Source organism: Streptomyces sp. C10-9-1 (assembly GCF_024497955.1).
Classification (GTDB): Bacteria; Actinomycetota; Actinomycetes; order Streptomycetales; family Streptomycetaceae; genus Streptomyces; species Streptomyces sanyensis.
The window spans coordinates 404,145-431,103 of the sequence record NZ_JANHKP010000001.1 but is presented as its reverse complement, the minus strand read 5'-3'; the positions used below and the strand labels follow the sequence as shown (position 1 = coordinate 431,103).

14 protein-coding genes and 1 pseudogene are annotated in these 26,959 nt (G+C 72.9%); 9 read left to right on the top strand and 6 right to left on the bottom strand.

The window, feature by feature from the left end; all coding sequences use genetic code 11:
• Positions 1 to 288 precede the first annotated feature (288 nt).
• Entirely contained in the window at positions 289 to 3,510 is a 3,222-nt protein-coding gene (locus NPS70_RS01880; protein WP_256521925.1) for a bifunctional cytochrome P450/NADPH--P450 reductase, read from the top strand.
• Positions 3,511 to 3,624: 114 nt separating this feature from the next.
• On the opposite strand, the gene NPS70_RS01875 is transcribed toward NPS70_RS01880, so the two are convergent.
• Positions 3,625 to 4,248, bottom strand: a complete 624-nt coding sequence (locus tag NPS70_RS01875; RefSeq protein WP_256521923.1) for a TetR/AcrR family transcriptional regulator — start codon at positions 4,246 to 4,248, stop codon at positions 3,625 to 3,627.
• 619 nt (positions 4,249 to 4,867) lie between these two features.
• On the opposite strand from NPS70_RS01875, the gene NPS70_RS01870 reads away from it, so the two are divergent.
• Entirely contained in the window at positions 4,868 to 6,475 is a 1,608-nt protein-coding gene (locus NPS70_RS01870; RefSeq protein ID WP_256521921.1) for a sigma-70 family RNA polymerase sigma factor, read from the top strand.
• Between the two features lie 91 nt (positions 6,476 to 6,566).
• Here the strand turns inward: NPS70_RS01870 and NPS70_RS01865 are convergent, their stop codons facing one another.
• Positions 6,567 to 6,986, bottom strand: coding sequence for a hypothetical protein (locus NPS70_RS01865; protein WP_256521920.1), 420 nt, complete (start codon positions 6,984 to 6,986; stop codon positions 6,567 to 6,569).
• 345 nt (positions 6,987 to 7,331) lie between these two features.
• Here NPS70_RS01865 and NPS70_RS01860 point away from each other — a divergent pair, with 345 nt between their 5' ends.
• From NPS70_RS01860 to NPS70_RS01845, 4 genes and pseudogenes are all read left to right on the top strand, one after another.
• Entirely contained in the window at positions 7,332 to 7,679 is a 348-nt protein-coding gene (locus NPS70_RS01860) for a hypothetical protein (protein WP_256521917.1), read from the top strand.
• 161 nt (positions 7,680 to 7,840) lie between these two features.
• Entirely contained in the window at positions 7,841 to 9,070 is a 1,230-nt protein-coding gene (locus tag NPS70_RS28655; protein ID WP_256521915.1) for a peptidoglycan-binding protein, read from the top strand.
• 1,101 nt (positions 9,071 to 10,171) lie between these two features.
• Positions 10,172 to 12,886, top strand: coding sequence for an aconitate hydratase AcnA (acnA, locus tag NPS70_RS01850; protein ID WP_308314967.1), 2,715 nt, complete (start codon positions 10,172 to 10,174; stop codon positions 12,884 to 12,886).
• Positions 12,887 to 13,217: 331 nt separating this feature from the next.
• Positions 13,218 to 13,376, top strand: a pseudogene (locus tag NPS70_RS01845) (transposase); the annotation flags it as partial.
• A 144-nt stretch (positions 13,377 to 13,520) separates the two neighbouring features.
• Here NPS70_RS01845 and NPS70_RS01840 read toward each other — a convergent pair.
• The 3 genes from NPS70_RS01840 to NPS70_RS01830 form a co-directional block, all read right to left on the bottom strand.
• Entirely contained in the window at positions 13,521 to 17,507 is a 3,987-nt protein-coding gene (locus tag NPS70_RS01840) for a glycoside hydrolase family 9 protein (RefSeq protein WP_256521912.1), read from the bottom strand.
• Positions 17,508 to 17,824: 317 nt separating this feature from the next.
• A complete protein-coding gene (locus NPS70_RS01835) occupies positions 17,825 to 18,211 on the bottom strand; it encodes a beta/gamma crystallin domain-containing protein (RefSeq protein ID WP_256521905.1) in 387 nt (128 codons plus the stop codon).
• A gap of 242 nt (positions 18,212 to 18,453) precedes the next feature.
• Complete coding sequence (locus NPS70_RS01830) at positions 18,454 to 18,903, bottom strand: DUF5707 domain-containing protein (protein ID WP_256521902.1); 450 nt, start codon at positions 18,901 to 18,903, stop codon at positions 18,454 to 18,456.
• A gap of 272 nt (positions 18,904 to 19,175) precedes the next feature.
• Here NPS70_RS01830 and NPS70_RS01825 point away from each other — a divergent pair, with 272 nt between their 5' ends.
• The 3 genes from NPS70_RS01825 to NPS70_RS01815 are packed head-to-tail and all read left to right on the top strand — an operon-like array spanning position 19,176 to position 22,589.
• The gene (locus NPS70_RS01825) at positions 19,176 to 21,566 is read left to right on the top strand and encodes a histidine kinase (RefSeq protein ID WP_256521900.1); all 2,391 of its coding nucleotides are present in this window, start codon (positions 19,176 to 19,178) and stop codon (positions 21,564 to 21,566) included.
• On the top strand, positions 21,563 to 22,243 hold the full coding sequence (locus NPS70_RS01820) for a response regulator transcription factor (protein ID WP_256521897.1): 681 nt from the start codon (positions 21,563 to 21,565) through the stop codon (positions 22,241 to 22,243). The genes NPS70_RS01825 and NPS70_RS01820 overlap by 4 nt, the downstream gene beginning before the upstream one ends.
• 31 nt (positions 22,244 to 22,274) lie before the next feature.
• Positions 22,275 to 22,589 carry an SCO4225 family membrane protein gene (locus tag NPS70_RS01815; protein ID WP_256521895.1) on the top strand — a complete coding sequence of 105 codons (315 nt, stop codon included), beginning with the start codon at positions 22,275 to 22,277 and terminating at the stop codon, positions 22,587 to 22,589.
• 103 nt (positions 22,590 to 22,692) lie between these two features.
• On the opposite strand, the gene NPS70_RS01810 is transcribed toward NPS70_RS01815, so the two are convergent.
• A complete protein-coding gene (locus NPS70_RS01810; RefSeq protein ID WP_256521894.1) occupies positions 22,693 to 26,532 on the bottom strand; it encodes a GH92 family glycosyl hydrolase in 3,840 nt (1,279 codons plus the stop codon).
• Positions 26,533 to 26,959: the final 427 nt, after the last annotated feature.

Here is a 26,959-nt window from a genome sequence, read left to right as displayed (position 1 = left end):
CCGCCGTCCCGGGCCGGGACACGGCTCGCCCCGTTCCGTGCGGGGAGGGGTGCGCGGCCCGGGCGGCCCCGTGCCCGCCCGGTCGCCGCCCGGTCGCCGTCGGGTCGTCGGGTCGTCGGGTCGTCGGGTCGTCGGGTCGTCGGGTCGTCGGGCCGGGGCGAGACGTTCGAGGGCGCCGTTTCGTTCTGCCGTGCGGGGTGTCAATCGACACAATCAAGTGACATTGTCGAGTGACAAGGTCGCTTGTAGGTTGACGGTGCCGAACGATGCGGAACGAAAGGCACGCCCATGACCCAGTCGTCCGTCCCCACACTCCTCCCGGTACCCGAGCGCCCGGCCCTGCCCCTGGTCGGCCACGCCCTCACGCTCCCCAGGGGGTTCGAGGGGACCGCCCACCTGATGAGAGAGGTCAGGGACCTCGGGCCGGTCTACCGGGTCCGCGCCTTCGGGGGCGAGGTCGTGATCGTCGGCGGCCTGGACCTGGTGGCGGAACTGGCGGACGAGTCCCGCTTCCGCAAGAACGTGCACGCCGACCTGGTCGAACTCCGGCAGTTCGCCGGGGACGGCCTGTTCACCGCCTTCCACCACGAGGCGAACTGGCGCAAGGCGCACGACATCCTGATGCCGGCCTTCTCCCTCGGGGCGATGCGCGACTACCACGCGACCATGCTGCGCGTGGCCCGCTCGCTGATCGGCGTGTGGGACCGGGCCGCCGCCGGCCGCCGCGCCGTCGACGTGCCCGAGGACATGACGCGTCTGACCTTCGACACCATCGGGCTCTGCGGGTTCGGCCACGACTTCGCGTCGTTCCGGCGGGAGGAGCAGCACGCCTTCGTCGGGGCCATGGCCCGTGCCCTGGCCTTCGCCCAGGCCAAGACGGAGTCCCTCCCGGGCTCGGACCGCTTCAGGGTCAGGCGGTCCGAGCAGTTCCGCCGCGACATCGCGCTGATGACCGACCTCGTCGACGAGGTCGTCCGGCGGCGCCGGGCGTCCGGGGACACCGGCACCGGCGACCTGCTCGGCCGGATGCTCCACACCCCGGACCCCCGGACGGGCCGGCCGCTCGACGACGTGAACATCCGCAACCAGGTCATCACGTTCCTCATCGCCGGGCACGAGACGACCAGCGGCGCGCTGTCCTTCGCCCTGTACTACCTGACCAAGCACCCGGAGGTGCTCGCACGGGCGCAGGCCGAGGCCGACGCGCTGTGGGGCGACGAGGAGACGCCGGACCCCGACCACGGCGACGTCGGCAGGCTCACCTACATCCGCCAGGTGCTCAACGAGAGCCTCCGGCTGTGGCCGACCGCGCCCGGCTACGCGGTGGAGCCCCTTCGGGACACCGTCATCGGGGGCAGGTACGCGGTCCGCGAGGGCGAGACGCTGATGGTCCTGACCCCCGCCCTGCACCGCGACCCCGCCTGGGGCGACAACGTCGAGCTGTTCGACCCCGAGCGCTTCACCCGGGAGCAGGAGGAGAAGCGCTCCGTCCACCTCTTCAAGCCCTTCGGCAGCGGGGAACGGGCCTGCATCGGACGGCAGTTCGCGCTGCACGAGGCCACCCTCCTGCTCGGCCTGCTCGTCCACCGCTACCGGCTGATCGACCATGCCGACTACCGGTTGCGGATCAAGCAGACGCTCACCCTCAAGCCGGACGGCTTCACGCTCGAACTGGCCCGGCGCACCCCCGGGGAGCGCCGCCGGCCCGCCGTCGCGGCGCCCGCCGCGACGGCGGGGCGCGGGCAGGCCGCGGGCCGGGCCCGGCGGGCCTCGGGCGCCACGCTCACCGTGCTGCACGGCTCCAACCTCGGGACCTGCGCCGGTCTCGCCCGGGAACTGTCGGTCGAAGGCGCGGAGCACGGCTTCGACCCCCGTGTGGCGCCCCTCGACGAGGCCGCCGGGAGGCTGGACCCCGCCGCCGGCCCGCTGGTGATCGTCGCCGCCTCCTACAACGGCAGGCCCACCGACGACGCCGCCCGGTTCCTCGACTGGCTGGAGGGGCTGGAGGCCGGCTCGCTCACCGGTCTCCGCTACGCCGTGCTCGGCGTCGGCGACCGCAACTGGGCCGCCACCTACCAGCGGATCCCCACGCTCGTCGACGAGCGCCTGGCGGCGGCCGGCGCCGTCCCCCTCCTGGCGCGCGGCGCCGCCGACGCCTCCGGCGACTTCGCGGGGGCGGTGGACCGCTGGACCACCGAGCTGTGGACCGTGCTGCTGGAGCGGTACGGCGACGCCGTGTCAGGGGCCCAGGCACCCGCGGAGCCCGACGCGGGCCAGGCCCTCTACACCTTGGAGGACGCGGACGACTCCGTCGTCGGCGCTCTCGCCGAGCGCCACGGCCTCCGGCCCATGGAGGTCCTCGACACCCGCGAGCTCGTCGACACGGACCACGAACTCGGCCGGTCCAAGCGGTTCCTGCGGCTGCGGCTGCCCGAGGGCGTCACCTACCGGACCGCCGACCACCTGGCCGTCCTCCCGCGCAACCCGGACGCTCTCGTCCGGCGGGTCGCCGAACGCTTCGGACTCGACCCGGACCGCACCGTCCGCCTCCGGGCCCGGCGCCGCACCCGCGGCGTCCTGCCCGTCGACCGGCCGCTGACCCTGCGCCGGCTCCTCGCCGACTTCGTGGAGCTCCAGTCCGCCGCCACGCCCGCGGATGCGGCCGTGCTCGCGGAGCACACGGCCTGCCCGCCCGAGAAGCAGCCCCTGTCGGCCCTCGCCGCGGCGGACGCGGACACCTTCCACGCGCAGGTGACGGCACCGGGGCGCAGCGTCCTGGACCTGCTGGAGAGGTACCGCGCCTGCGAGCTGCCCTTCGAGCGCTTCCTGGAACTCCTGCCGGTCATGCGCCCCCGGCACTACTCCATCTCCTCGTCCGCGGCCGCCCAGCCCGGCGAGGCGGACCTGATGGTGTCGCTGCTCGCCGCGCCCCACCGCTCCGGCGAGGGCACCTTCCGCGGGATCGCCTCCGACTACCTCCGGCGGGTGCGCGCGGGCGACGTCGTCCAGGCCCGGGTGCTGCCCTGCAACGAGTCCTTCCGCCTCCCCGAGGACCCCTCCGTCCCGGTGGTCCTGGTCAGCGCGGGCACCGGACTCGCCCCCTTCCGCGGAGCCGTGCTCGACCGGCACCGCACCGGGGCGACCGGCACCCTGCTGTGCTACTTCGGCTGCGACCACCCGGACGTCGACTACCTCCACCGCGAGGACTTCGAGGCCGCCGAGGCCGCCGGAGCCGTCAGCATGCGCCCCACCTTCCGTCACGCCCCCGTCGACGGCGCCCGCTTCGTGCAGGACCGCATCGCCCGCGAGGCCGACGAGGTCTGGGCGGTCCTGGAGGCCGGCGGCCGGGTCCACGTCTGCGGCGACGGCAACCGGATGGCGCCCGCGGTGCGGGAGGCGTTCATGGCGGTCTACCGTCAGCGGACCGGCTCGGGCGAGGGCGAGGCGGCCGGCTGGCTGATCAGCCTCGTCGAGTCGGGCCGCTTCGTCGAGGACGTCTGGAGCGGCTGACCCGCCGGTCCCCGGCGACCGGGGCCGCGGGCGCGCCGGCGTCCGCGGCCGCCGGACGTCCCGCCCCGTCCGCGCACACCCCGTCGGCCCGGCAGATGGGGGCGGGGCGCGCCGTCACCCCGTGGGCACGGCGGCGAGGTCGAGCCCGCCGGAGGCCAGTGCGACGGTCGCGGCGACCAGGGCCCGGAGGTCGGAGCCGTTCGCGGGTTCGTCCGGCACGTACAGCCGTTGCATCGTCAGGCCCTCGAAACCGGCGAGGAAGAACCGGGCGACCAGGTCCGCGGGCTGGGCGAGGGTGAATCCGGTGCGGGCCGCGGTCTCGGACACGATGCGTTCGGTGACCTCGTTGACCTGCCGGTAGTGCGCGGTGCGGGCCTCGCCGAGACCCGGGGTGCGCAGGGCAAGCATCGCCAGCTCCGTGAGCAGCCGGTAGCCGCTGGTCTCCTCCTCGACGGTGCGCCAGAGCGCACCGGCCAGCGCGGCGATCGTCTCCTCGAAGCCCGCGTCCCGGGGCGCCGCCCGCTCGACCTGCGCGACCAGGTCCCCGGTCAGCTGCTCCATGACCGCCCGGTACAGGTCCTCCTTCGTGCCGAAGGTGTAGTGCACCGTCGCCTGCGCGACGCCGAGTTCCGCGGCGATGGCGCGCGTGCTGCCGGCGGCGACACCCTCCCTGGTCATCAGCGTGATCGCTGCTCTGATCAGCTGGGGGCGGCGCTCGGCGGCGGAGACATGGGGCATGGATTCAGCCTAGCGACGTGGTCGGGGGACCAGGTCGCCCCCTGCCTCCCCGGCCGTCCTCGGCGGATAACGAATCGGCAACACCGCGGGAGGCGGCGGGGAGGCGCGCATCGTCCGGGGTGAACACCCTTCATCCGCACGCTGCGAGGAAGCCCATGCACGTCGCACGTCCCCGAGGCGCCCCGCGTCCCGCCCCCCGCCCCGCCGCCGCGTCCGGACGCGTCGACCGCCCCGCCCACGCGGGCCCCGGTCGGCGGGCGTCCACGGCACACGCCGGGGGCCTTCCGCCTCGGGCCCCCGGGGCCGGCTGAGCCCCCGGGCCGGCTGCCGCGCCCCCGCAAGGGCGTGGTCGACCGCGCCCCGTGGCCTCGTCGCCGCTCCCGCGAACGGGCGGGCACCGCGGCACGGGGCCGTCCCCCTGCACGGACGGGCCGCCCCCGGTCCCGCCGTGCGGCGACGCCGGCCTGGGAGCCGGCGGCGCATCCCTCTATCCTCGTCCGACGGTTCGGCCATCGGGTGATCTGGTTCCGGCCGCCGGTACGGGTGCTCGCCCGCACGGCCGCCCCCGGCCACCAGGTACCCGCAACCCGAGCCGTCCGGCCGGTCTTCCAGGAGCACCATGACTGAACACGGGAGTTCCCGCACCGCGGAGCGCTCCGACGCCGAACTGGCCTCCGGCCTCCGCGACGGTTCCGATGACGCGGCGATGGCCGAGCTCTACGCCCGGCATCGCGCGGCCGTGCTGGCCTACGCGCGCACGTGCTGCCGCGATGCGCACACGGCCGAGGACCTCGCGGCGGAGGCTTTCGCGCGGACGCTGGAGGCGGTCCGCTCGGGTGGCGGGCCGACCGGCCCGTGGCGGCCGTACCTGCTGACGGTGGTCCGCCGTACGGCCATCGCCTGGGCGGCCACCGCACGGCGCAGCGAGCTGACCGACGACGTCGAGCGCTGCGCCGCCGCCGCGCCCGCGGAGGAGGGCGGGGAGGAGTTCGCCCTCCGCGGGGAGGAGGGCGACCTGGTCGTGCGCAGCTTCCGCTCCCTGCCCGAGCGGTGGCAGGCCGTCCTGTGGCAGACCCTCGTCGAGGGGGAGAGCGCCCAGCGCGTGGGGGTGATGCTGGGGCTCAGCGCGAGCGGCGTGTGGTCGCTGGCCGAGCGGGCGCGGGAGGGGCTGCGGGAGGCGTACCTCACGGAGCACGCGCACGGCCCGCGCGCCTCGGACGAGTGCCGCCGCTACGGCCCTCTGCTCGCGACCGCGGTGCGGCGCGGCGGGAGGCGCACCGGTCGGCACCTGGACCGCCATCTGACGGGGTGCCGCGCCTGCCGGCGGGCCTTCCGGGACCTGCGGGACCTCAACTCCCGTCTGCGGGTGGTGCTGCCGGCGGCCGTCCTGCTCTGGGGCGCCGAGAAGTACACGGCCGCGTACGGGACGACCGCCTCCCTCGCGGCAGGCGGCACCGCGGGCGGGGGAGCGGTGCCCGTGCCGGGGGCCGACGTCGCGTCCGCGGCGGCGGCCGCCAAGCCCGTCGCCGTGACGGCGGGGGCGTCGGTGGCCGCGGTGGCCGTGGTGGGCGCCCTCGTCTACGTCGCCCTCCCGGCCGCGCCCGAGGTCGGCCCCCCGGCCCCGTCCGTGGTGCGGCAGGCGGCGGCACCCCGGCCCGGGGCGGGCACGCCGCCCCGCTCGCCGTCCCCGTCCCCGTCCGCCTCCGTGTCCGCGTCCGCCTCGTCGGACCCGTTCCCGGCCGCACCCCTGGCCACGGTGTCCCAAGCGGCCGCGCCGGCGGTGTACGGCGAGCGGACGAGGCTGCGGATCCAGTCGACGGACCTGTGCATGGAGATCCCCGGCGGCAGTACCGAGACCGGGGTGCAGCCGCGGGAGGCGCCGTGCAGCGGCGCCGCCCACCAGGTGTGGGACGTCATGCCGCAGGAGAAGCGCCGCAGGGTGGTCCTGAGGAACGCGGGCACCGACCTGTGCCTGTCCCACACGGGGACCACCACGGACGGCGCCCCCGTGCGCCAGGCCGCCTGCGACCCCGCCGACCCGTTGCAGGTCTGGACGATGAACCGGCAGGACGACCGGGGCACGGCGGGCATCTTCACCAGCGACAACATGTACCTGGGGCTCAAGGAGTGGGCGCCCGGAGCGCGTGGCGAGCCGCACGACACGCTGATCGCCACGACCCGCCACTACTACCTCTCGCCCTCGCTGCACTTCCGCACCGACTGGTGACCCGGGCGGGACCGCCGGGGCGCCGCCGTCGGTGCCGCGGCGACACGGACCGGGGGTGCGGGCGGCCCGGCCCGCGCCCCCGGCCGTCCCGTCAGCGGGCGCCGGGCCGGGCGCTTTCGAGCTGCTCCCGGACGACGCGCCCGCCTGAAACGTGACCGGTGGGTGCCGTGGGCGGAGCCGCGGCGCCCGCGCCGCCGGGCCCCTCGGAGGGGGCCTCGCCCGCCTGTGCGCCGGCCGGCCGCTCGTCGAGGGCGGTCGTCTGCGAACCCGCCGGGCCGTGTGACCCGTCGAGGGCCGCCGGAGCGAAGGAGGCGCTGCCTCGCAGTCGGTGGCTGACCGCCTCGTCCAGGGTGACGGGCCGTCGGAGCCGGGCGGCCAGCCGCCCGGCGTCGCGGCCGAGGGCGGCCACGTCCTCCCAGCGCAACCGGAGCACGAGAGGGAGTTCGGCCTCGCCGTCGGGGCGGGCGTGGAGGGCGAGGGGGGTCGTGGCGTCGCCTGCTGCGTCGTTCATCCGGGGTCCTCGGGGTCATGGGCGGACGGATGGCGTGGGTCCGGGCGGGGGCCTCGCGGGTGGTTCCGCCACTCCCCGCCCGGTGGGGCGCGGCGGAACGGCCGGTGTGCTCGTCGGTCCGAACGCCCGGGCCGCATGGGGAGGGACCGCCGGGGCCGCACATCCTCCCGTGGCTTTGCCCGTCCTTTACCTGAGGTGCCCGGTCCGCCGCGGCGGCCGCCGCTCTCCGCCGGTCGGCGAAGGGCGTGCGTCACTCCGGGTAAAGACACGGCAAAGGAGCGGGAGGCTGCGGCGCCCGGCCGCTCCTTCCCCGTGAGCGCCACCGGGAGAAGGGGAGCGGACATCATGGGGACCCGACGGGGAAAGGCGGCCGCCGACGACGCGCGCAGCGACCGCGTCCTGGTGGTGACGGTGGACTTGCGGGACCGGGCCCACCCCGGTCCGGCGGCTGCCAGGGCCGGTCTCGCGGACCGCTGCCTCGGTGCCGGCGCCTCGCTTGCCGCCTACCGCGACCGCGTCTTCCGGGGGCGCGTCGTCCGTGTGCCCGCCGTCCCGGAGAAGGCCCGGCCCGGTCCCGCGGACCTCGCCGCCACGGGCGGCGACGCCATCACCACCGCGCTCCTCGTGACGGCTGGTCCGGCCCTGCCCGCGCTCGGCGCCGTCGCCGTCGGCCGCGGACGAGTGCGCCACTGAACCGGACGCCGCCACGGCGCCGCCCCTCGACTCCCCTCGACGGGCCCACCGCGCCGCGACGGCGTCCTCCCAGGCGGCCCGCCGCGGTTTCCCCCATGGCTGCGGCGGGCCGCACCTCCCCGTGCGACCCCGTTCACCACGACCCCCAGGAAGGTACGGAAGTGGCCCAGACGGTCTGCCTCCACTGCGGCGCCGCCGCTCCGCCGCGGCCCGCCGCCTGCCCGTGCGCCGCCGCACGGACGGGTGCTCCCGAGGGCGCGGAGCCCTTCGAGTGGCTCCGGGTGCGCCCCTCCGCGGAGGCGCCCGCACCGCCCCGCCGCGTCCGCGCCGCGTCGGGGCGAGGACGTCCGGTGGAACCGGCGGGTGCCGGGGGGCACCTGCCGGTTCCACCGGACCGGGTGTGGGGCATCGTGCAGCCGCCGTTCCCGGGCCCCTCCCCGCGGGACCCCGCCTGGGCGGCGGCCCTCTTCGACGGGTACGCCTCGGCCGCGACCGGGCCGGAGGCGTACCCGCACCCCTGCGGCGCACCCCCCGCCCCGCACGACGCCTCCGGTGGGCCGGGGGCGACGGCAGGAGCTCCGGCGGAGGTGCTCCCGGACGACACCGTGCGGCTGCGCCGTGTCCCCGAGCCCGCCCCCGACGCCCCGGCCGCACCGGGGCGGGCCCGTGGACGGCACCGGGCGCGCGGCCGGGGCGCGGGGCGGCACGCCCGCACGGCTGCGCAGGCCGGGGGACCGGCCAGGACGGCGGGGATCGCCGCCGCCGCGGCGGCGGTGGTCGGCACGGTGACCCTCACGGGGACGATGGTGAACCAGGGCGCTTCGGTGGACCGCGTGGCTCCCGTGACGACCCGGTTGCCCGCTCCCGACGAGCCGACCTCGCCCGAGCCGACCTCGCCCGCGCCGACCTCGCCCGCGCCCACGACGCCCGGTCCGAGCCCGAGCCCGAGTCCGTCGGCGGACGACGGGCCCGCCTCCGCCTCCCGCGCCCCGTCCGCCTCGCCCACGCGGACGGCCCGGCCACGGATTGGGCCACCGCCGGAGGCCGACGCGCCCCGCATCGCCACCGAGCGGCGGCGGCCCACCTCCGCACCGCCTCCCGCCCCGCCGCGCCCCTCCCGCAGCCCCGCGACCGGGCGGCCGTCCGCCCCGGCAGCCGCTGCCGACCTGTGCTGCGGCGCCCGGGGGATGGAGGTCGTCGACCTCCAGATACGGCTCCAGCGCCTCGGCCTCTACAAGGGCGAGGCCGACGGCGCGTACAACCGGCGCCTCACCCGCGCGGTGGCCTCCTACCAGCGGAGCCGGGGCGTCCGCGCCGATCCGCGAGGCGTCTACGGGCCGGAGACCCGGGCGGCCCTGCGGGCCGAGGTCCCCGGGATCCTCGCCTACTGACCCGCTCCGCCCCGGCAAGGGCGCGACCCGGCGGTGTGCGCTCGCGGCGGAGTGCCGCCCACCCCCTGCCGGGGCATGCCGTCCTCGACCGCTTCCCGGGCACGGCGCAGCAGGGTCTCCCTCCCGTACGGAGTCCGCTGCCGGAACCCGCGGGGGAAGCCCGGCGGGTACCGGACGACCCCGTCCGCGTCGGGGCCCCGGGCCGACGGCCACGGCATCGTCCGCGAGGGCCTCCGGCAGGCGGTCCGCGGCCGTGCGACGCAGGCGTCGTGAGCGCGGAGGGCGCGACAGCCACCGGCCATGCGCCAGCCGCGCCGCCTCCGGTATCCCGACCCGCTCGCAGCCCACCCCGACTGAACGCAGGCCGTCCGCGTCGCCTCGAACGCCTCCGCGCCCTTCGGCTCGATCCGCTCGTCCGCACCGGCATCGACCCTCGCCGCCGAGCCGTCCACGCGGCGTGCGACGTGGTCCGGAGCGAGCGGACGCTCCCGCTCGCCGTCGTGCCGATGCCGCCGGACGGGGGGTGCGAGGCGATCCCCGTCACCTTCGGGCCGACGTCCCGTGAGCGGAAGCCGGTCCCGCTCCGGCCGGGACGCGACGCCGGCGTGCCACCCGGCCGTCGCCGCCCGGCACCGGCCACGCGACGTGACGCTCACCACGAGACCGCCGAGACGGCCCACCGGCGCGACCTGCTCGAACCGGGCCGTCACGCAGCCCGGCAGCGAACGGCGTTGCCGCTCGCGTACCGCGTCCACGTACGGCAGCTCGCGGCACGGCTCCGCCGGCCACCCCGGCCGGTGCGCCCGCGCTGCCCCTCCCGCGCGATCACCCGCACGACCGGGTTCGCCGAGACGGAAGGCCGGACGGCCGGGTTCGCCGGGCAGGCGCCTCGATGGGGCGAGAGCGGTCAGGAGGGTGTCCGGGCATGACCGCGCGGCGGTCATGTACTAGAGTTATCTCGACATCGAGATATCTGCCGAAGGCGCACCGCACGCCGCCAGTTGGTAAGGGTTACCTAACTAAGCCTTACCTTAGCGGATCGGCGAGGTTCCGTGGCGGCAGCATGGACGTAGTACGCGCACATTGATGAAGGAGACTGTCGTGTCGGCGAACAGCTTCGACGCCCGCAGCACGCTGCGCGTGGGCGACGAGTCGTACGAGATCTTCAGGCTGGACAAGGTCGAGGGCTCCGCGCGCCTCCCCTACAGCCTCAAGGTCCTCCTGGAGAACCTGCTCCGCACCGAGGACGGCGCGAACATCACCGCCGACCACATCCGTGCGCTCGGCGGCTGGGACTCGCAGGCCCAGCCGAGCCAGGAGATCCAGTTCACGCCGGCCCGCGTGATCATGCAGGACTTCACCGGTGTCCCCTGCGTCGTCGACCTCGCCACCATGCGCGAGGCCGTCAGGGAACTCGGCGGCGACCCGGCGAAGATCAACCCGCTCGCCCCGGCCGAGCTGGTCATCGACCACTCCGTCATCGCCGACAAGTTCGGCACCAAGGACGCCTTCGGCCAGAACGTCGAGCTGGAGTACGGCCGCAACAAGGAGCGCTACCAGTTCCTGCGCTGGGGCCAGACCGCCTTCGACGAGTTCAAGGTCGTCCCGCCCGGCACCGGCATCGTCCACCAGGTGAACATCGAGCACCTCGCGCGCACCGTCATGGTCCGCGGCGGCCAGGCCTACCCCGACACCCTCGTCGGCACCGACTCCCACACCACCATGGTCAACGGCCTCGGTGTGCTCGGCTGGGGCGTCGGCGGCATCGAGGCCGAGGCGGCCATGCTCGGCCAGCCCGTCTCCATGCTCATCCCGCGCGTCGTCGGCTTCAAGCTCACCGGTGAGCTGAAGCCCGGCACCACCGCCACCGACCTCGTGCTCACGATCACCGAGATGCTCCGCAAGCACGGTGTCGTCGGCAAGTTCGTCGAGTTCTACGGCGAGGGCGTGGCCGCCACCAGCCTCGCCAACCGCGCCACCATCGGCAACATGTCGCCCGAGTTCGGCTCCACCGCCGCGATCTTCCCGATCGACGGCGAGACGCTGAACTACCTCAAGCTGACCGGTCGCAGCGCGCAGCAGGTCGCGCTGGTCGAGGCGTACGCCAAGGAGCAGGGCCTCTGGCTGGACCCGGCCGCCGAGCCGGACTTCTCCGAGAAGCTGGAGCTGGACCTCTCCACGGTCGTCCCCTCCATCGCCGGCCCGAAGCGCCCGCAGGACCGCATCGTCCTGGCCAACGCCGCCGAGCAGTTCAAGAGCGACGTGCGCAACTACGTCGACTCCGTGGACGAGGCGGGCAAGGAGTCCTTCCCGGCCTCCGACGCCCCCGCGGTCACCGACGGCGTGCCCTCGAACCCGGTCACCGTCACCGCCCCCGACGGCTCGACCTACGAGCTGGACCACGGCGCCGTCACCGTCGCCGCGATCACCTCCTGCACCAACACCTCGAACCCGTACGTCATGGTCGCCGCCGCGCTGGTGGCCAAGAAGGCGGTCGAGAAGGGCCTGACCCGCAAGCCGTGGGTCAAGACCACCCTGGCGCCGGGCTCGAAGGTCGTCACCGACTACTTCGACAAGGCGGGCCTCACCCCGTACCTGGACAAGGTCGGCTTCAACCTCGTCGGCTACGGCTGCACCACCTGCATCGGCAACTCCGGCCCGCTGCCGGAGGAGGTCTCCAAGGCCGTCAACGACCACGACCTCGCGGTCACCTCGGTCCTCTCCGGCAACCGGAACTTCGAGGGCCGCATCAACCCCGACGTCAAGATGAACTACCTGGCGTCCCCGCCGCTGGTCGTCGCGTACGCCATCGCCGGCTCCATGAAGACGGACATCACCACCGAGGCGCTGGGTCTCGACACCGAGGGCAAGCCGGTCTACCTGGCCGACATCTGGCCGACCGAGGCCGAGGTGAACGACGTCGTCGCCAACGCCATCGGCGAGGACATGTTCAACAAGTCCTACCAGGACGTCTTCGCGGGCGACGCCCAGTGGCAGGCCCTGTCGATCCCGACCGGCAACACCTTCGAGTGGGACGCCGAGTCCACCTACGTCCGCAAGCCCCCCTACTTCGAGGGCATGCAGACGGAGCCGGCCCCCGTCCAGGACATCGCCGGTGCGCGCGTCCTCGCCAAGCTGGGCGACTCGGTCACCACGGACCACATCTCCCCGGCCGGTGCCATCAAGGCCGACACCCCGGCGGGCCAGTACCTCACGGAGCACGGCGTCGAGCGCCGCGACTTCAACTCCTACGGTTCGCGCCGAGGCAACCACGAGGTCATGATCCGGGGCACCTTCGCCAACATCCGCCTGCGGAACCAGATCGCCCCGGGCACCGAGGGCGGCTACACCCGCGACTTCACTCAGGACGGCGGGCCGGTCTCCTTCATCTACGACGCCTCGCAGAACTACCAGGCCGCCGGCACCCCGCTGGTCATCCTGGCGGGCAAGGAGTACGGCTCCGGTTCCTCCCGTGACTGGGCGGCCAAGGGCACCGCGCTCCTGGGCGTGAAGGCCGTCGTCGCCGAGTCCTACGAGCGCATCCACCGCTCGAACCTCATCGGCATGGGCGTGCTGCCGCTGCAGTTCCCGGAGGGCGCCTCGGCCGAGGCCCTGGGCCTCACCGGCGAGGAGACCTTCTCCATCGCGGGCGTGACCGAGCTCAACGAGGGCACCACCCCGCGCACGGTCAAGGTCTCGACCGACACCGGCGTGGAGTTCGACGCGGTCGTCCGCATCGACACCCCCGGTGAGGCGGACTACTACCGCAACGGCGGCATCATGCAGTACGTGCTCCGCCAGCTCGTCGGTTCCTGACCTGACGTGAACGAACGCCCTGCCCCTGCGTCGCGCGCGCGGGGGCAGGGCGCTCGCGCGCGACCGGGCGGAAGACGTGCCTGCGAGCGTGATCGCACGTGATCTGTTCCCGGAGCGGAACTGCGGATCCTTGGAAGACGGAGCCCCCGCACCTGGTAACAGGTGCGGGGGCTCCGGCCGGCCGGGGTCGAGTGTGACGTACCGCAGGGTGCGCCATCGCTGCCTGAACTCGGCGGTGGTGCGTTCGCCCGGGCCCGCGCCTTGCGGAGACGCGGGCGTACCGGAGCGCGAGGTCTCCTCTCCGTCACGTCCCGGGTTCGCACGCTTCCGCCACCGGGAGAAGATCCTGACCACGCAGGACGGCGACCTGGAGCCGGCGATCCCGCAGCTGCGGGCCGGGAGTTTCCTCCCGAGCCTGCTCGGGCGTCGGCGCCGGATCGACCAAGCCCTCTACGGGGTCCTCGTGGAGGCGTACGTCCACGGCGTGTCGGGTTTTACGACGAGTGGATCGCCTTCCTCCGCCGCTACCTCTCCATCGAGAGCACGGACAGCCTCCATCCTGACGACACCACCTGCCTACCCGGCACCGCTGAGTGATCCGCTGCACCACCACGAAGGACACGACCCTTCCCTGTCACGGGCGCCCTGCTACGTCGGCCGCGAATGCGCTCATCCAGGCCAGTGCGGAGTTCCAGTTGATGGTGATCTCGTTGAGCGACCAGGCCTCGAGGTTGTCGACGTAGCACAGCTGCGGTGCGCAGCCGTGCAGCCACGACGAGGCGAGGGGGTCCTGGAGACTGGAGTTCGGCCCGCCTGCGACCGTTCCGACCGGCGGGTTGGGCAGTGACGCGTCGAAGGACTTCGCGTACCAGCGGCTGTGCTGGTTCTTCGCGTCGTTCGCACCGTATCCGGTGATGTACGACTGCCCGAGCGCATTGCGGCCGAACAGGTAGTCGAACCCTTCGAAAGCGGCGTCGGCGTAGGCATCGGTGCCCGTGAGGTCGTACGCGGTGGCCAGGACCACCTGGTTGTTCAGCATGGCTGCGTTCGAGCCCCAGTCGTACTTCCCGGTCGTCGGGGTGTACGTCTGGCCGAACCGCTCGGCTCTCTGGAAGGAGATGAGACGGTCCGCGGCAGCCGTTACCCACGTCCGGATCTTCGCGTGCTCGGTGAGTCCGTCACCGAAGCGTGCGAGATCGAGCTGGGCGAGAGCGGCGACCGATCCCCAGTAGAAGCCGTTCTGGCTGAAGGCGGCCCCGGCGGTGTGGAACCGGCTCGACCGGACGTCGTCGAGGTAGCTTCCCCTCTTCGTCGTCAGATAGAGCTCGGCTGCCGCCCAGTAGAACTCGTCCGACACGTCGCTGTCGTTGTACGGACCGCCGCCGACGCGGTCCGCGCGGGGGGCGTACAGCGCGGGCTCGGCCCGCGCTGCGGTGTAGGCGCGTTCGGCCGCGCTGCGCAGCCTTGCGGCGAAGCCTGGATCGAACCGCTCGTAGATCCTGGCTCCTTGTGCGGCGACGGCTGCGAGGTTGAGCGTCGCCGCTGTCGAGGGGCGGTGCAGCTCGCGCTTCTTCTTGTCCTGATGGGGGAGCGTCGGCGGGCCGGTCCAGGATGCGTCGTGCACCTTGTGGTGCACCATGCCGGTCAGCGGCCTGCCGTCAGGTACCTGCATCTTGAGCATGAACTCCAGGTTCCACCGGGCCTCGTCGAGGATGTCCGGGACACCGTTGCCGCGTTCGGGAACGGCGAGCGCAGAGTCGCCGAGCTGTGCCTGCGAGCCCTCGGCGACGGCCCGTTCCCAGGCGGACAGCAGCTGGTAGGTGGCGATGCCGCCGTTGACCACGTACTTTCCGTGGTCGCCCGCGTCGTACCAGCCACCGGTCACGTCGAGCATGTAGTCGCAGGTCCAGTTGTCGACGTAGGGTTTCGGCGTCTGGCACGGCACCTGGGTGTCCCCCGTGTTGGGTGCGGAACCGAGGTGCCCGGCAGGCCGAGCGTACGCGGCTCCGGCAATGCCCCCGTCGATCGCGATGCCGCTGCGGTTGGTGTAGAAGAACCGCATCGAGTCGGTGCGGAGCGAATCGTACAGATCCGGTCTGATGTCGAAGGAGTGGCTCTCCTCGCCGCCGACTGCCAGCCTGAACGTGCCCGTGGCCGAGACGCCACCGAAGTCGATCGTGTGCACTGACGCGCCGGCCGAGGCGTCGAAGCCCCCGGGCTCCGTCGTGCCCGTGGCGACCGTGCCACCGCCGACACTGCGCAGCGTCCATGGCAGCGCGTTCGCCGCGTCGGTCACCAGGGTTGCGCGCTTCGGACTGTTCGGGAGGTAGCCGTGCTGGTTCACCTTCACCGCCGGACCGGTGTTCGCCGCATGGGCGAACTCCTTGCCGTCGAGCGACACGTCGTCCATGCAGAACTCGTACGCCTTGTCGGCCGCCCCGAGGCGGAACTGCAACTGCGACAGCACATAGGCGTCGCTGTAGCTCGTCGTGAACGTGTACTCGTAGTGCTTCCAGGACTCTCCCGTCGTGAATCCCCTGGCGAAGTACTCGATCTTGTCGGGATTGTCGAACGGCCCGATGCGCACGATCGGATTCGCCGCAGCGCTCGTCCTCGCGCGGAACCTCAGGGTGTACGAACTTCCGCCGGGCAGATAGATGCTGTTGTGCCCGACGAGAACGTCCCACGGCTTCTCCGATGCCGGGGCGTCGACGCACAGGACACCGCCCTGGAGCTTCGGAGTCATCCCCGCGTTGAACCACCACGGCTTGGACGTCCCGGTGAAGTTGCTGTTCTGCAGCAGCCTGCCGTCGAGTTGTGGCCGTGGCTGCCCGCCGCTGTACGCAGGCAGCGTGCCGGCCGGAAGCTCGGCGGGTTCCTGCGGATGGCCCGGCTGGCCTGGCCCTTGTTCACCGGAGCCGTACCGGGGCAGAAGCCAGCCGTCGACACCCCCTGAGCTGCCGTTGAACAGCAGGAAGTCCGCGACGAGGTCGGCGTCGAGATCGGCGAAGGCGCCCGCGGTGCCGGCGAAGGCGTCGCCGGAGCGGATGGTGCCGAGCGATCTCCAGCCGGTCGTCAGGCTCCACGGTCCGCCGGTGTTCTCCCAGGCGAAGACGTCACCGGATATGTACTCGACGAGTACCACGTCGGCGCGGCCGTCGCCGGTGATGTCCGCGAAGGAGAGCTCCCCGCTCGGGCCTTCCATGGGATACCCGAAGCCGATCGTTTTCCAGTCGCCCTCCGAGGGGAGGCCATGCCCCGTGTTCTCCCACGCGGTGATGTAGCTGAGCCTTCCCTTCACGAGAAGGTCGTCGTCGCCGTCACCGTCGATGTCGACGAACAGCAGGTCTCCGGTGTAGCCCAAATCGTTCGCGACCGTGCGCGGCTCCGCCCATCCGACCGCCTCGGCAGTGGACTCGTTTCGCCACACACGCATGCTCGCGAAGCCGGTCGGGGACTCGTCTGCGCCGAGGATCCTGATGTAGTCGTCGCGATCGTCGCCGTCGACGTCGCCGAAGAACACCTGGGGCGGGTCCCCGTCGTCCTGTGCGGCGGCCTCCGGCGTGATGTCGCCCATCGGGGACCAGTCCCGCGCACCGTCGTTCCGCCAGGCATGGATCCGGCCGCCGGATCCGGCGACGACGCGATCGGCGTCGCCGTCGCCGTCGATGTCGAGGAACCGGGTCTGCGAGCCGTCGTCCGCACCGTCCACGACCTCGCCGAGCGGTGCCCAGGAACCGACGCCGCGCTGCAGCCGCTGGAGCGTCTCGAGGAAGCGTCGAGCAGCATTGCCGTTGAGTACGTCGGCCACGGCGCCGAGGGGGTTCCCCCAGTTTCCGAGCTTGGCCGCGTAGCGCCTCAGAGTGGTCTGGGCGTCGGCCACCAACGCGCTGGAACCGGCGACCGCGAACTCCACGAGTGCTCCGGTGAACGCTCCGGCGAGCGCGCCCCAGATCGCGGTGCCCAACGCGGCGCCCCAGACCTCCGCGTCGATCGGCTTCCCGTCCAGGGCGGCGCTCACCAGTTCGCCGACGCCCCCCGCCATGCCCCCGGCCACGGCGGCGCACACCGGTGCGGCCGCCGGAGCCCCTACGTTGAAGGCGGCCAGGCAGAGGGCCCCGGACACGATTCCCGCGGCGGTTGCGGCCAGGCCGGTGACGAACTTCTTCCAGAAACCGTCCCAGAATCCCGTGGTGCCGACCTCCGCCGCCGGCACCACGATGATGAGGCTGTCGCCGACGGCTTGGACGCTCCCGTCATACCTGACATCGTCGGTCGGCTGCTGGTAGTACCCCACGCTGTTCTTCTGGGCTTGACGCGTGAAGAACTCGCTCAGCGCATGCCCGTCGGCCTGGTCGGCCCGGGCGTCGTCGACCATCTGCCGCATCAGCTGCCGCAACTGCTCCGGTCTTTGGACGGGGTCGAAGTCGATGACTGCCATCAGGTCGTTGTCGCTCCGCGCCAGTGAGCGAAGGTTCCCGGCATCGCGCGCGCAGCCCATGCGCAGTGCCGCGCCCCCGTCCTCGATCGGCTCGGTGGCGAAGGACGAGCCTGCCGCGGCGCACCCCGTGACCTCCGCTGCCGAAGCCGCGACGGGTTCGGCAGACCCGACGACCGTCATCACCACCGAGAGGACGAGCGCGACAAGCGCAGCACCCCCGGAGCGTTTCCTTCGCGTCGTTCCTGATCTGAGCGTGCTCTTGAGCACTCCTCACTCCCTCCCATGTGATGCGACCCGGTTCACGCATGGCGCTTGCAGCCCCTGTTCCCCGGACAGCGCTCTCGCAGTGACTCGGACCAGGCGCCGCGGGCCCCGTCCCGCGGGCGGACGGCGCTACGTTCGAAACACGCCCTGGGTATCTGCGCCCACGAGTCCGGGGGCCGCCCCGGAGCGGCCACCGCACGGAACGCGTGGGCGGGCAGGCGGTGCTGCCATCCTCAGTAGATCTTGATCCACTCGATCTTGTGTACCCGGTGGCCCGGCTCGGCCACCCCGTAGCTGTCCACGACGGGGTTGTAGGCGACCCACTTGCCAGCGCTGATCTCGTATCTGCGGGGATCGCCCTCGATGGCCTGGAACCGGAACCTGACCTTGTTGTTGCCCGTGGAGATCCAGTTCACTCCGTAGACGGCCACGTTCATGTCGCCGGCGTTCGCGAAGCAGAGCGATCCGTGCACTGATTCGATCTTGAAGAAGTCCGTCCTGTTGCCGCACTCCGTCCTGTTGACGGCATGTGCGGGAAGGGCGGCCGTGACGGTGGTCAGCAATGCTGCGGTGGTCACACCGGCCAGGCGCAGGACGTGGCTGATCGGACGGTTCGTCACAAGGGTCCTCCAGTGGGGAGTGATGCTGATCGAGTGGAAAGACGAGGCGGCAGCAGGGCGGGTTGTGAAGAGGCGGCAAGGTCCCCAGATGCCGCAGCCCCGGGGCCGCGTGGGAGCGGACGAACGGGCCGATCGCCGGCGGCACCGTCAGCTCCGACCCACTGGTCCGGTTCGAACGGCGACCGGGCGACCCGGCAACCGGTCACGCACATCCCGTGCGACCCGGGGGTTCGGCTGGTGGGTCAGTGTGTGACGTCGAAGGTGGCGGCGCGGGGTACGAATGTGGTGTCCCCGTCCTCGGCCGTCGCCAGTGCCGAGGCGTACCAGGTGCCCTGGGTCAGTGCGGCCGCCTCCCGCTTCGTGACCGTCAGCGTGTAGGTGCAGCGGGTGCTCTCGTCCGAGGTCTTCCGGCAGGTGGCGCTCTCCGCCGAGCGAAGCTCCACCTCGGTCGGGTCGAGCTTCGAACTCGTCGGCCAGGCGAGGACCTTCAGGTCCCGGACGCCCGAGTCGTCGCTCACGTCCACGGTGTAGGTCAACGAGCCCGCGCCGGTGTCGGACGGAGCCACGTAGCGGGCCGAGCCGTTCTCCAGGGTCGGCTGCGTGGAGGCCGAGGCCAGGGCGATTCCGCCGGCGGCCACGCCGGCGAGGGCTACGGCGCCGACGAGCGAGGAGAAGAGAATGCGTTTGGACATGGGGGATCCCCCTGAGTTCGTTGGAGGGCCAGAGTGCGGAAGGCGCGGAAGAACCACGGGTGGTACCGGTCGTGGAAGGGGTCGCAGCAGCAGTCGTCGACCGCGTTCTCGACGTGATCGAGCCTAGGGCCGGGGTTGTGGCGCCGACCTCGTGCCGCGGGACGATTGGCGCTTCGAACCGCAGGTAGAGACTCTGCAACCAGGGTATGAGACCGGAATCGGCATTCAGCCGGAGTCGGGCCGCTCAACTGCGGCCATAGCCTTGCTGCGTCATGAACCGAACCGACGACCGGCTGCTCCCGGTCCTGCTGATCTGCGCCCAGTCCGTGGTGTGGCCCGGGGCGTCGCTGGTGCGCGGCACGGTCCCGCCCGGGTCCGCCCTTCTCGTGGCTGCCCTGGTAGCCGTGGTGGTGACGGCCGCGCTGACCCTCCGCCGGGTTCGACCGGTGACCGTCCTCGTTGTGGTCGCCGCGGCCTGTGCACTGGGCGCCGGGCCGCTGCCCGCCGGGGCGATGGCGGTTCTGGGCACCGCGGGCGTGGCGCTGGCCCTGTTCACCGTGGCGAGCGAACGCGATGCCCTCACCGTCGTGCTGTGCGCGGTGGCGCTCGCCGCCTGGCAGCTCCTGCGGGACATCAGCCTGCACGGTCTCAGCGACCGCAACGGACTCGACATCGTCCTGACTGCGGTGCTGTACTCCACCGCGTGCGGTACCGGCCTCCTCGTGCGGCGCAGAAGCCGTGCGCGGAGAGCAGCCGCACACCTGCTGAAGCGGGCCGAGTCCGAGCGCCATCGTCTCCCTGCGGCCGAACGGCACCGTATGGAACGGGAGTTGCACGACGTCAGCGCCCACCATCTGACGGCCGTGGTGGTCACGGCGGGGGCGGCTCTCGGGCTGCGCGACCGTCGGCCCGAGCTGGCCCGAGAGGCACTCGAGTTCGCAGTCGAGGCCGGCCGTGAGATCACCCGCGCGCTCGGCGCGGTACGAGCCCCGGCGCCCTCCCACGAGGCTCAGCCGCCGCCGAAGGAGCGACTGCTGGCTCTGATCGCGGGATTCCGACGCCTGGACCAGCAGGTGAGCAGCGAGATCGACCCTCTGCCGGACGGCGCCCTCGCCGACGCGGCGTACGGCATCGTGCGCGAGGCCCTGACCAACGTGGCACGGCACGCCCCCGGTGCGCATACCAGCGTGCGGGTCCGATACGGCGACCCCCGCACCGACGTCGTGGTGACGAGCGCGGCACCGCCGGCCGGTGCGGTGGCGCACGGGGCGGGGCTCGGCGGCGGCCGTGGCCAGGGCTTTCTGCGGTCCCGGGCCCGGGAGGCCGGGGGTACCGTCACCACCGGCCCGACGGCGGACGGCGGTTGGGAAGTGCGCGCGGTCCTGCCGGGCCGGACCGCAGTGTCGACGGAGCCGTCCGTTCCGCGGAGCTACCGCCTGGCGCAACTGACGGCCGCCGCCGGCCTGGTCGTACAGCCGCTGCTCCCGGCGCTGGTCATCCGGGCGCAGGACGCGTCGAGCGGGACGCCAATGTCCGCGGGCGTGCTCTTCGCGCTGCTGGCCGCGGCACAGGCGGTCGCGCTGCTGTGGCTGCGCCGGGCACCCCGCGCGGCCCACGGGGTCCTGCTCGGCCTGGCCCTGCTGTGGCCGGTGGCGATGGCCACGGGCGACTACACCGGTCCAGTGCTCCTGCCGCCTGTGCTGAGCCTGCTCGCACCCTGCGCGGCACTCGCCGCGGACGCTGCCCGCACTATCGCAGGCGAGCCCCCTGCCGCAGACGGCACACGTGGCGAAGGTCGCCCGCGCAGGGCGCTGCCGGTCCGCCTGCTCAAGCCGCGGTCGGCCCTCCCGGCCGCCGCCGTCGCAGCCCACGCGGCCGCCGCGACGGCAGCCGTCCTGAACCGAGGCACGACGGCCCCCGTCTGGGCCGTCGCCGCGTCGGCGACGGCCGTGGCGTCCCTCGCGGTCTGCGTGGCCTGCTGGGGAGGAGCCCTGCACGGGCGGCGCGAGAGAGCAGACCGCGGCACGCGGAACGAACTCCTGGCCGCCCTCACCGAGAAAGCCGTCCGGGACGCGTGGGCCGAGCGACGCAGAATCGCCGCCGGACTGGAGACCACCGTCCTCTCACGCACCGCCGGCATGATCGCGGAGGCGGAGGCGGGCCGGCTCGACATGACCGCCGAACGCGCCCGCGAGGCCCTCGCCGCGATGCGCTCCCTGCTCGATGCGGTCCGGATGGGCGAGACAGAGCCCGAGCTACGGCCGCAGCCGACCCTCCAGGCACTCGACCTGCTCGCCCACCACCTCCAGGCCACCGGCCGCGACATCGAGATACGACGGACCCGACGCGTACCGGAACGACTCTCCACCGCCCTCGACCTGACCGCCTACCACGCCGCTGAGACGTTGCTCGCGACCGGCGGCAGGGAGCCGACGACGCTCGAACTCGACGCAGAAGACGATATGTTGACGCTCACCGCCACCGGGGTGCCCTGCACCGCCGATCCGGACGTACGAGAGCGGCTCACCACGCGCGTCTCGGCACTCGGCGGCACCCTGACGACCGGCCCACGGGGCACGGTCCGCCTCCGGCTGCCACTCGCGCTCGCGCCGGACAGCCCGGACGCCCCGTTCAGCCCGGACAACAAGGAGAGGGAACGATGAGCCTCAAGGTGCTGGTCGTCGACGACCAGGGCATTGTACGGGCGGGGTTCGCCGCCGTGATCGACGCCGAGGAGGACATGACGGTCGTCGGCGAGGCCGCCGACGGCGCCGCCGCGGTGCGACTCGCCGAAGAGCTGGCACCCGACGTGGTCGTCATGGACGTACGCATGCCCGAACTGGACGGCATCGCCGCCACTCGCATCATCACCGGCCGCCACGACGCGCCCCGGGTCCTCGTCCTGACCACCTTCGACCTCGACGCGTACGTCTTCGACGCGCTGCGCGCCGGCGCCTCGGGCTTTCTCCTCAAGGACGTACGCCCCTGCGAACTGCTGCGGGGCATCCGGGTGGTGGCAGCCGGTGAGAGCGTGCTCGCCCCGTCTGCGACCCGCCGCCTCATCGGCCACTACGCGTCCGGTCCGGGTACCGCGGTCCCGGCCGGCAGCGCCCCCGAGCTGGACAGCCTGACCGGCAGCCAGCGGGGCGTCCTCACCCTGGTCGCGTCCGGCCTCACCAACCCGGAGATCGCCGAGCAACTCGGCATCACCGTAGGCACCGTGAAGTCCCACGTGAACGCACTGCTCCGCAAACTCGGCCTGCGCGACCGCGTACAAGTGACCATCCTCGCCTATGACCTCGGCCTCGCCCGCCCGAACCCGCCCGCCGGCCACCTCTGACCACCACGACACGAACAAGGAATCCGCCCTCGTGACAGACCGCCCCTTCATCCGCCGCCTGCGCCGCACCCACAGCGAGGCCGCCGCCCTGTTCTACCTGGCGATCTGTGCCGTCCTGCTCGTGTGGGCGCTCGTGGCGACCATGGGCGACGACTCGGGCGAGTCCATGGCAGGCGTCATCCCGCTGCTCGCCACCGCCCCGGGCAGCCTCGTCGTCCTTGCGCTGCCGGACGACCCCCTGTGGTTCATCGCCGCCGTCGCCCTCGGGGCGGAGGTCAACGCCGCGGTCATCGGCTGGTGCGCCCGCGCCCTGGGCCGCGGCGACGGCCCCGGCCCCGCGTCCTGAGCCCGTTCTCCCCCTTCCGATAGCCGGTCCGATTCCCGGTCTGAACCGCCCCGGCACCCGGCCCGGGTCGTGGGCCGGGCGCCGGGCGCCGTGGCGTTCCTGCTCAGCCCAGGAGCTCGACCTCCGCCAGCCTCCCCGGCCCGTCCGCGACCAGGCGGTAGTGCGCGTAGGGACCGGGCCGGGCCACCGTGAACACCCGCGTCTGCCGGTCCCAGGAGAAGTGCTCCCCCGACCTCGTGTCGAGGGGGACCCAGCGTTCACCGTCGGCCGACCCCTCAAGGGTCCACCGGCTCGGCGCCTCGCCCCGTTCCGCCGAGGTCAGCGTGTACTGCACCGCGCGGGAGCCCTCCGCGACGTCCAGGTCGAGGGCGGTGAACTCCGCCCCGGTGGCGGACGTGTCGTCGGTGAGCGGCCCCGTCCGCGCGGCCAGGTCGCGCCGGGGCTCGGGCACCCGGTCGTCCCGGGTGACGGAGACGGGCGCCGCGTCCTCCCCCGTCCCCCACGCCGACGGCCGCGGCCCCATGGCGAACTCGATCGTGCCGCCCCGGGCGATCGCGCGGTGCGGCAGCGCGGTGGAGGTCCATGTCCGGCCGTTGAGCTTCACGCCCTGGACGTAGACGTTCTCCGCGCTGTTGTTCGGCGCCTTCACGACCAGCTTCCGGCCGTTGCCGAGTCTCACGGTCGCCTTGGTGAACAGGGGGGAGCCGATGGCGTACTCGCCGCTGCCCATCACCAGCGGGTAGAAGCCGAGCGCCGAGAACAGGTACCAGGCCGACTGCTCGCCGTTGTCCTCGTCGCCGTGGTAGCCCTGCCCGATCTCGCTGCCGACGTAGAGGCGGGACAGCACCTCGCGCACCTTCTCCTGCGTCTTCCACGGCTGGGAGGCCGCGTTGTACATGTAGGCGGCGTGGTGGGCCACCTGGTTGGAGTGCCCGTACATGCCCATCCGCACGTCGCGCGCCTCGGTCATCTCGTGGATCACGCCGCCGTAGGACCCGGCGAACTCGGGGGAGGCCGTCTCGGGGGTGGAGAAGTAGGTGTCGAGCTTCCTGCCGAGCGCTGCCCGGCCGCCGTAGAGGTTGGCCAGCCCCCGGCTGTCCTGCGGGGCGGTGAAGGCGTATCCCCAGCCGTTGGTCTCGGTGTAGTCGTAGCCCCACACCCGGGGGTCGTACCGGTCCGAGGGCACCCGCCAGCCGCCCCCGGGGGTGCGGCCCTGGAAGAAGCCGGCGTCCCGGTCGAAGAGCAGCACGTAGTTGCGTGCGCGGTTGCGGAAGTACGCGGCCTCCTCACGGTAGCGGTTCTCGCCCGTGCGCCGGTGCAGCGTCTCGGCCATCCTGGCCAGGCCGTAGTCGTTGAGGTAGCCCTCCAGCGACCAGGAGAGCCCCTCGTGCGTCGCGGTGGAGGCGTAGCCCGTGAACGGCGAGGTCTCCATGCCCTTGCGCCCCACGCCGGAGGACGGGGGGACGACCGTGGCGTTCTTCAGTGCGGCCTCGTAGGCGGCCTCGGCGTCGAAGCGGACCCCCTTGACGTAGGCGTCCGCGAAGGCGATGTCGGAGCTGGTGCCGGTCATCAGGTCCGCGTAGCCGGGGGAGGACCACCGGGAGATCCAGCCGCCGTCCTTGTACTGCTGCACGAAGCCGTCCACCAGCTCGCCCGCCGTGCCCGGGGTGAGGAGGGAGTAGGCGGGCCAGGTCGTCCGGTAGGTGTCCCAGAAGCCGTTGTTGACGTAGACCTTCCCGTCGACGATCTCCGCGCCGGTCCGCGTGGGTGTGCCGGGCCCGGCGGCGGGGGAGAAGGGGCTCGCGTACCGGTACACCGGGCGTGAGCGGGTGCCGGTGTTCTCGTGGCCCGCGTTCGGGTACAGGTAGAGGCGGTAGAGGCTGGAGTAGAGGGTCGTGAGCTGGTCGCGCGTGGCGCCCTCCACCTCGACCCGGCCGAGGATGCGGTCCCACGCGGCGCGCGCCGCGTCCCGGACGCCCTCGAAGCGGCTGCCGGCCGGGATCTCCTGGGCCAGGTTCCTGCGCGCCTGGTCGACGCCGATCAGCGAGGTGGCGATCCGCAGGTGCACGGTGCGGTCACGGCCCGCGTCGAGCCGCACCCTGCCGCGCACGCCGTCGGCCTCCGCCTCGGTCACCGGGGCGTCGAAGACCCCGTGGACGAACATCCGCGTCGCCCCGGCCGACAGGCCGCTCCGGACGTCGGAGTAGCCGGAGAAGGAGCGGCCGTCCGGGTCCAGGGTGAGGCCGCCCTCGGGGGTGACGTTGTCGAAGACCACCGAGGCGTCGTCGCCCGGGTAGGTGAAGCGCATCATCGCCGCGTGGTCGGCCGGTGCGATCTCCGCGCGCAGGCCGTTCTCGAAGGTGACGCCGTAGTAGTGCGGGCGGGCGGTCTCGTTCTCGTGCCGGAAGGGCAGCGCCCGGGCGGTGCGTGAGGTGTCCGGTGTGCCCGCGGCCGCCGAGGGCATCACCTGGAAGGTCTGCCGGTCGCCCATCCACGGACTGGGCTGGTGGCTCGCGCTCAGGGCCTGGAGCGTCGGGAGGTTGTCCGCGTTGTTCCCGCGCGCGTACTCGTAGATCCAGCTCCTGGAGGCCGCGTTGGTGACGGGGGTCCAGAAGGTGAAGCCGTGCGGGACGGCCGTGGCGGGGAAGGTGTTGCCGCGGGAGTAGGAGCCGCTGGAGTGGGTGCCGCGGGTCGTCGAGGCGTGGTCGGCCGGGTGCGACGGGGGCTCCGGCGGAGTCTCGGGCCGCAGCACGACGTCGTCGATCCAGCCCTGGAAGCGCGCGGGACCCGAGGGCGCGTCGTAGGCGACGAGGATGCGGTCGACGGTCTTCCCGGCGGCCACGGTGCCGATGTCGGAGGCCACGGCGTTCCACTGGTCGACGTACAGCCGCTTGGCGGCGCCCTGGCCCTGCGGGGTGAGGGAGCCCCCGTGGGAGTCGCGTGCGCCCAGGTCGCTCAGGTACGTGCCGTCCGTGAACGCGAGGTCGACGGCGACGTGGGTGGCGGGGTACGACAGATCGGCCTCGGCCATGGAGGGGAAGACCCGGTACGACAGGCGGGTGGTGCGCTCCACCGCCACGTCGACGTCGAGGACCCGGTTGTAGGAGTACCCCCGTCCCCCGGCCGTGTGGCTGCCCGCGTAGCGCAGGGCGCGGGTGCCGGTGAAGCCCGCACCGGACTTGCCGGTCGGCGAGCCGCCGGGGCCCCGGGCCACGTGGGAGCGCATGTCCTCGGGGACGGGTGCCGAGGTGTCCCCGTCGGAGAACTGGACGTCCGCCAGCTGGGTGGCGTCCCCGGCTCCGGCGTTCGCGGTGATCTCCAGCCGGTAGTGGGCGTAGGCGGTGACCTCGGCCGGATCGCCCACCGGGAAGGTCCGGGTCGTCAGGCGCTCGCCGAAGGTCTCGTCCGTGCGCGTGTCGAGGACGGTCCAGTCGGTTCCGTCCGCCGAGCCCTTGAGGGTCCAGTCGCGGGGGTCGCGAGGGGCGTGGTCGTTCGCCGAGGTCAGGGCGTAGGCGGCGACCTTCACCGGGGTCTCGGTGTCGAACTCCAGCCAGGCCGTGCGCGCGAAGGCCAGCCACTTGCTGGAGGGCGTGAGGTCGACCAGGTTCTCCTTCGTCTCACCGGCACCGGCGTTCTCGCCGCTGGCCCGCACCCGGGTCACCCGGTCGGTCACGTTGCCGGGGATTCCGGTGGCGAATCCGCCGTCCACGCCCAAGGACCGCTTCTTTCCGTCGGCGCCGAGTTCGACGGAATGGCGCCAGTCCGGTGGTGTTTCGTCCGATTCGAAGGAGGTGGCGAATTCCCGGTCCGTCCCGCGCCGGTGGTCGGGGCGGTCGGGGGAGGCGGAAGCGGGGGAGTGGGCCGTCAGCACCAGAAGAGATCCGGCCACCGCCAGGGTGACCGCGCGGAGTTTTCGTCGTCGTGCTCGGGGTGTGGGTCGCATCCCGGGTCGTTCCTCCAGGTGAAGGTCTGTAGGACAACGTTGTCAACGAGAAAGTGCAGGCTCCAGTAGGAAGTCGGGCGGTGTGCGGTGTCAAGAGTGTCGACGGCGGTAAATGGCCGGAACCATTCGAACCGTCAGAAACGCGCGGGGCTCTAAAGGGTGCACGCGAGGAGGATGTGTCCGCGAGGTCTCAACTAGGGAAAGACTGCCGTGCAAAGCTGCATTCGATCTTGCTCCCCCGAAGGGAAGTGGACTATACCTGTCGGCGTCCGCAAAGCTGTTCCACAAGGTTGCGGGCAGGGGGCGGTGGTGCCCACGGTCAGGCGGACGGATGCCCGTGCCCGCCCGCACTCCCCCTGCCGGCCGAGCACGACCCGAGCTCCACCGCGCTTCCCTTCGGGAGCGCGCAGCAACTGACCGCGGTGGC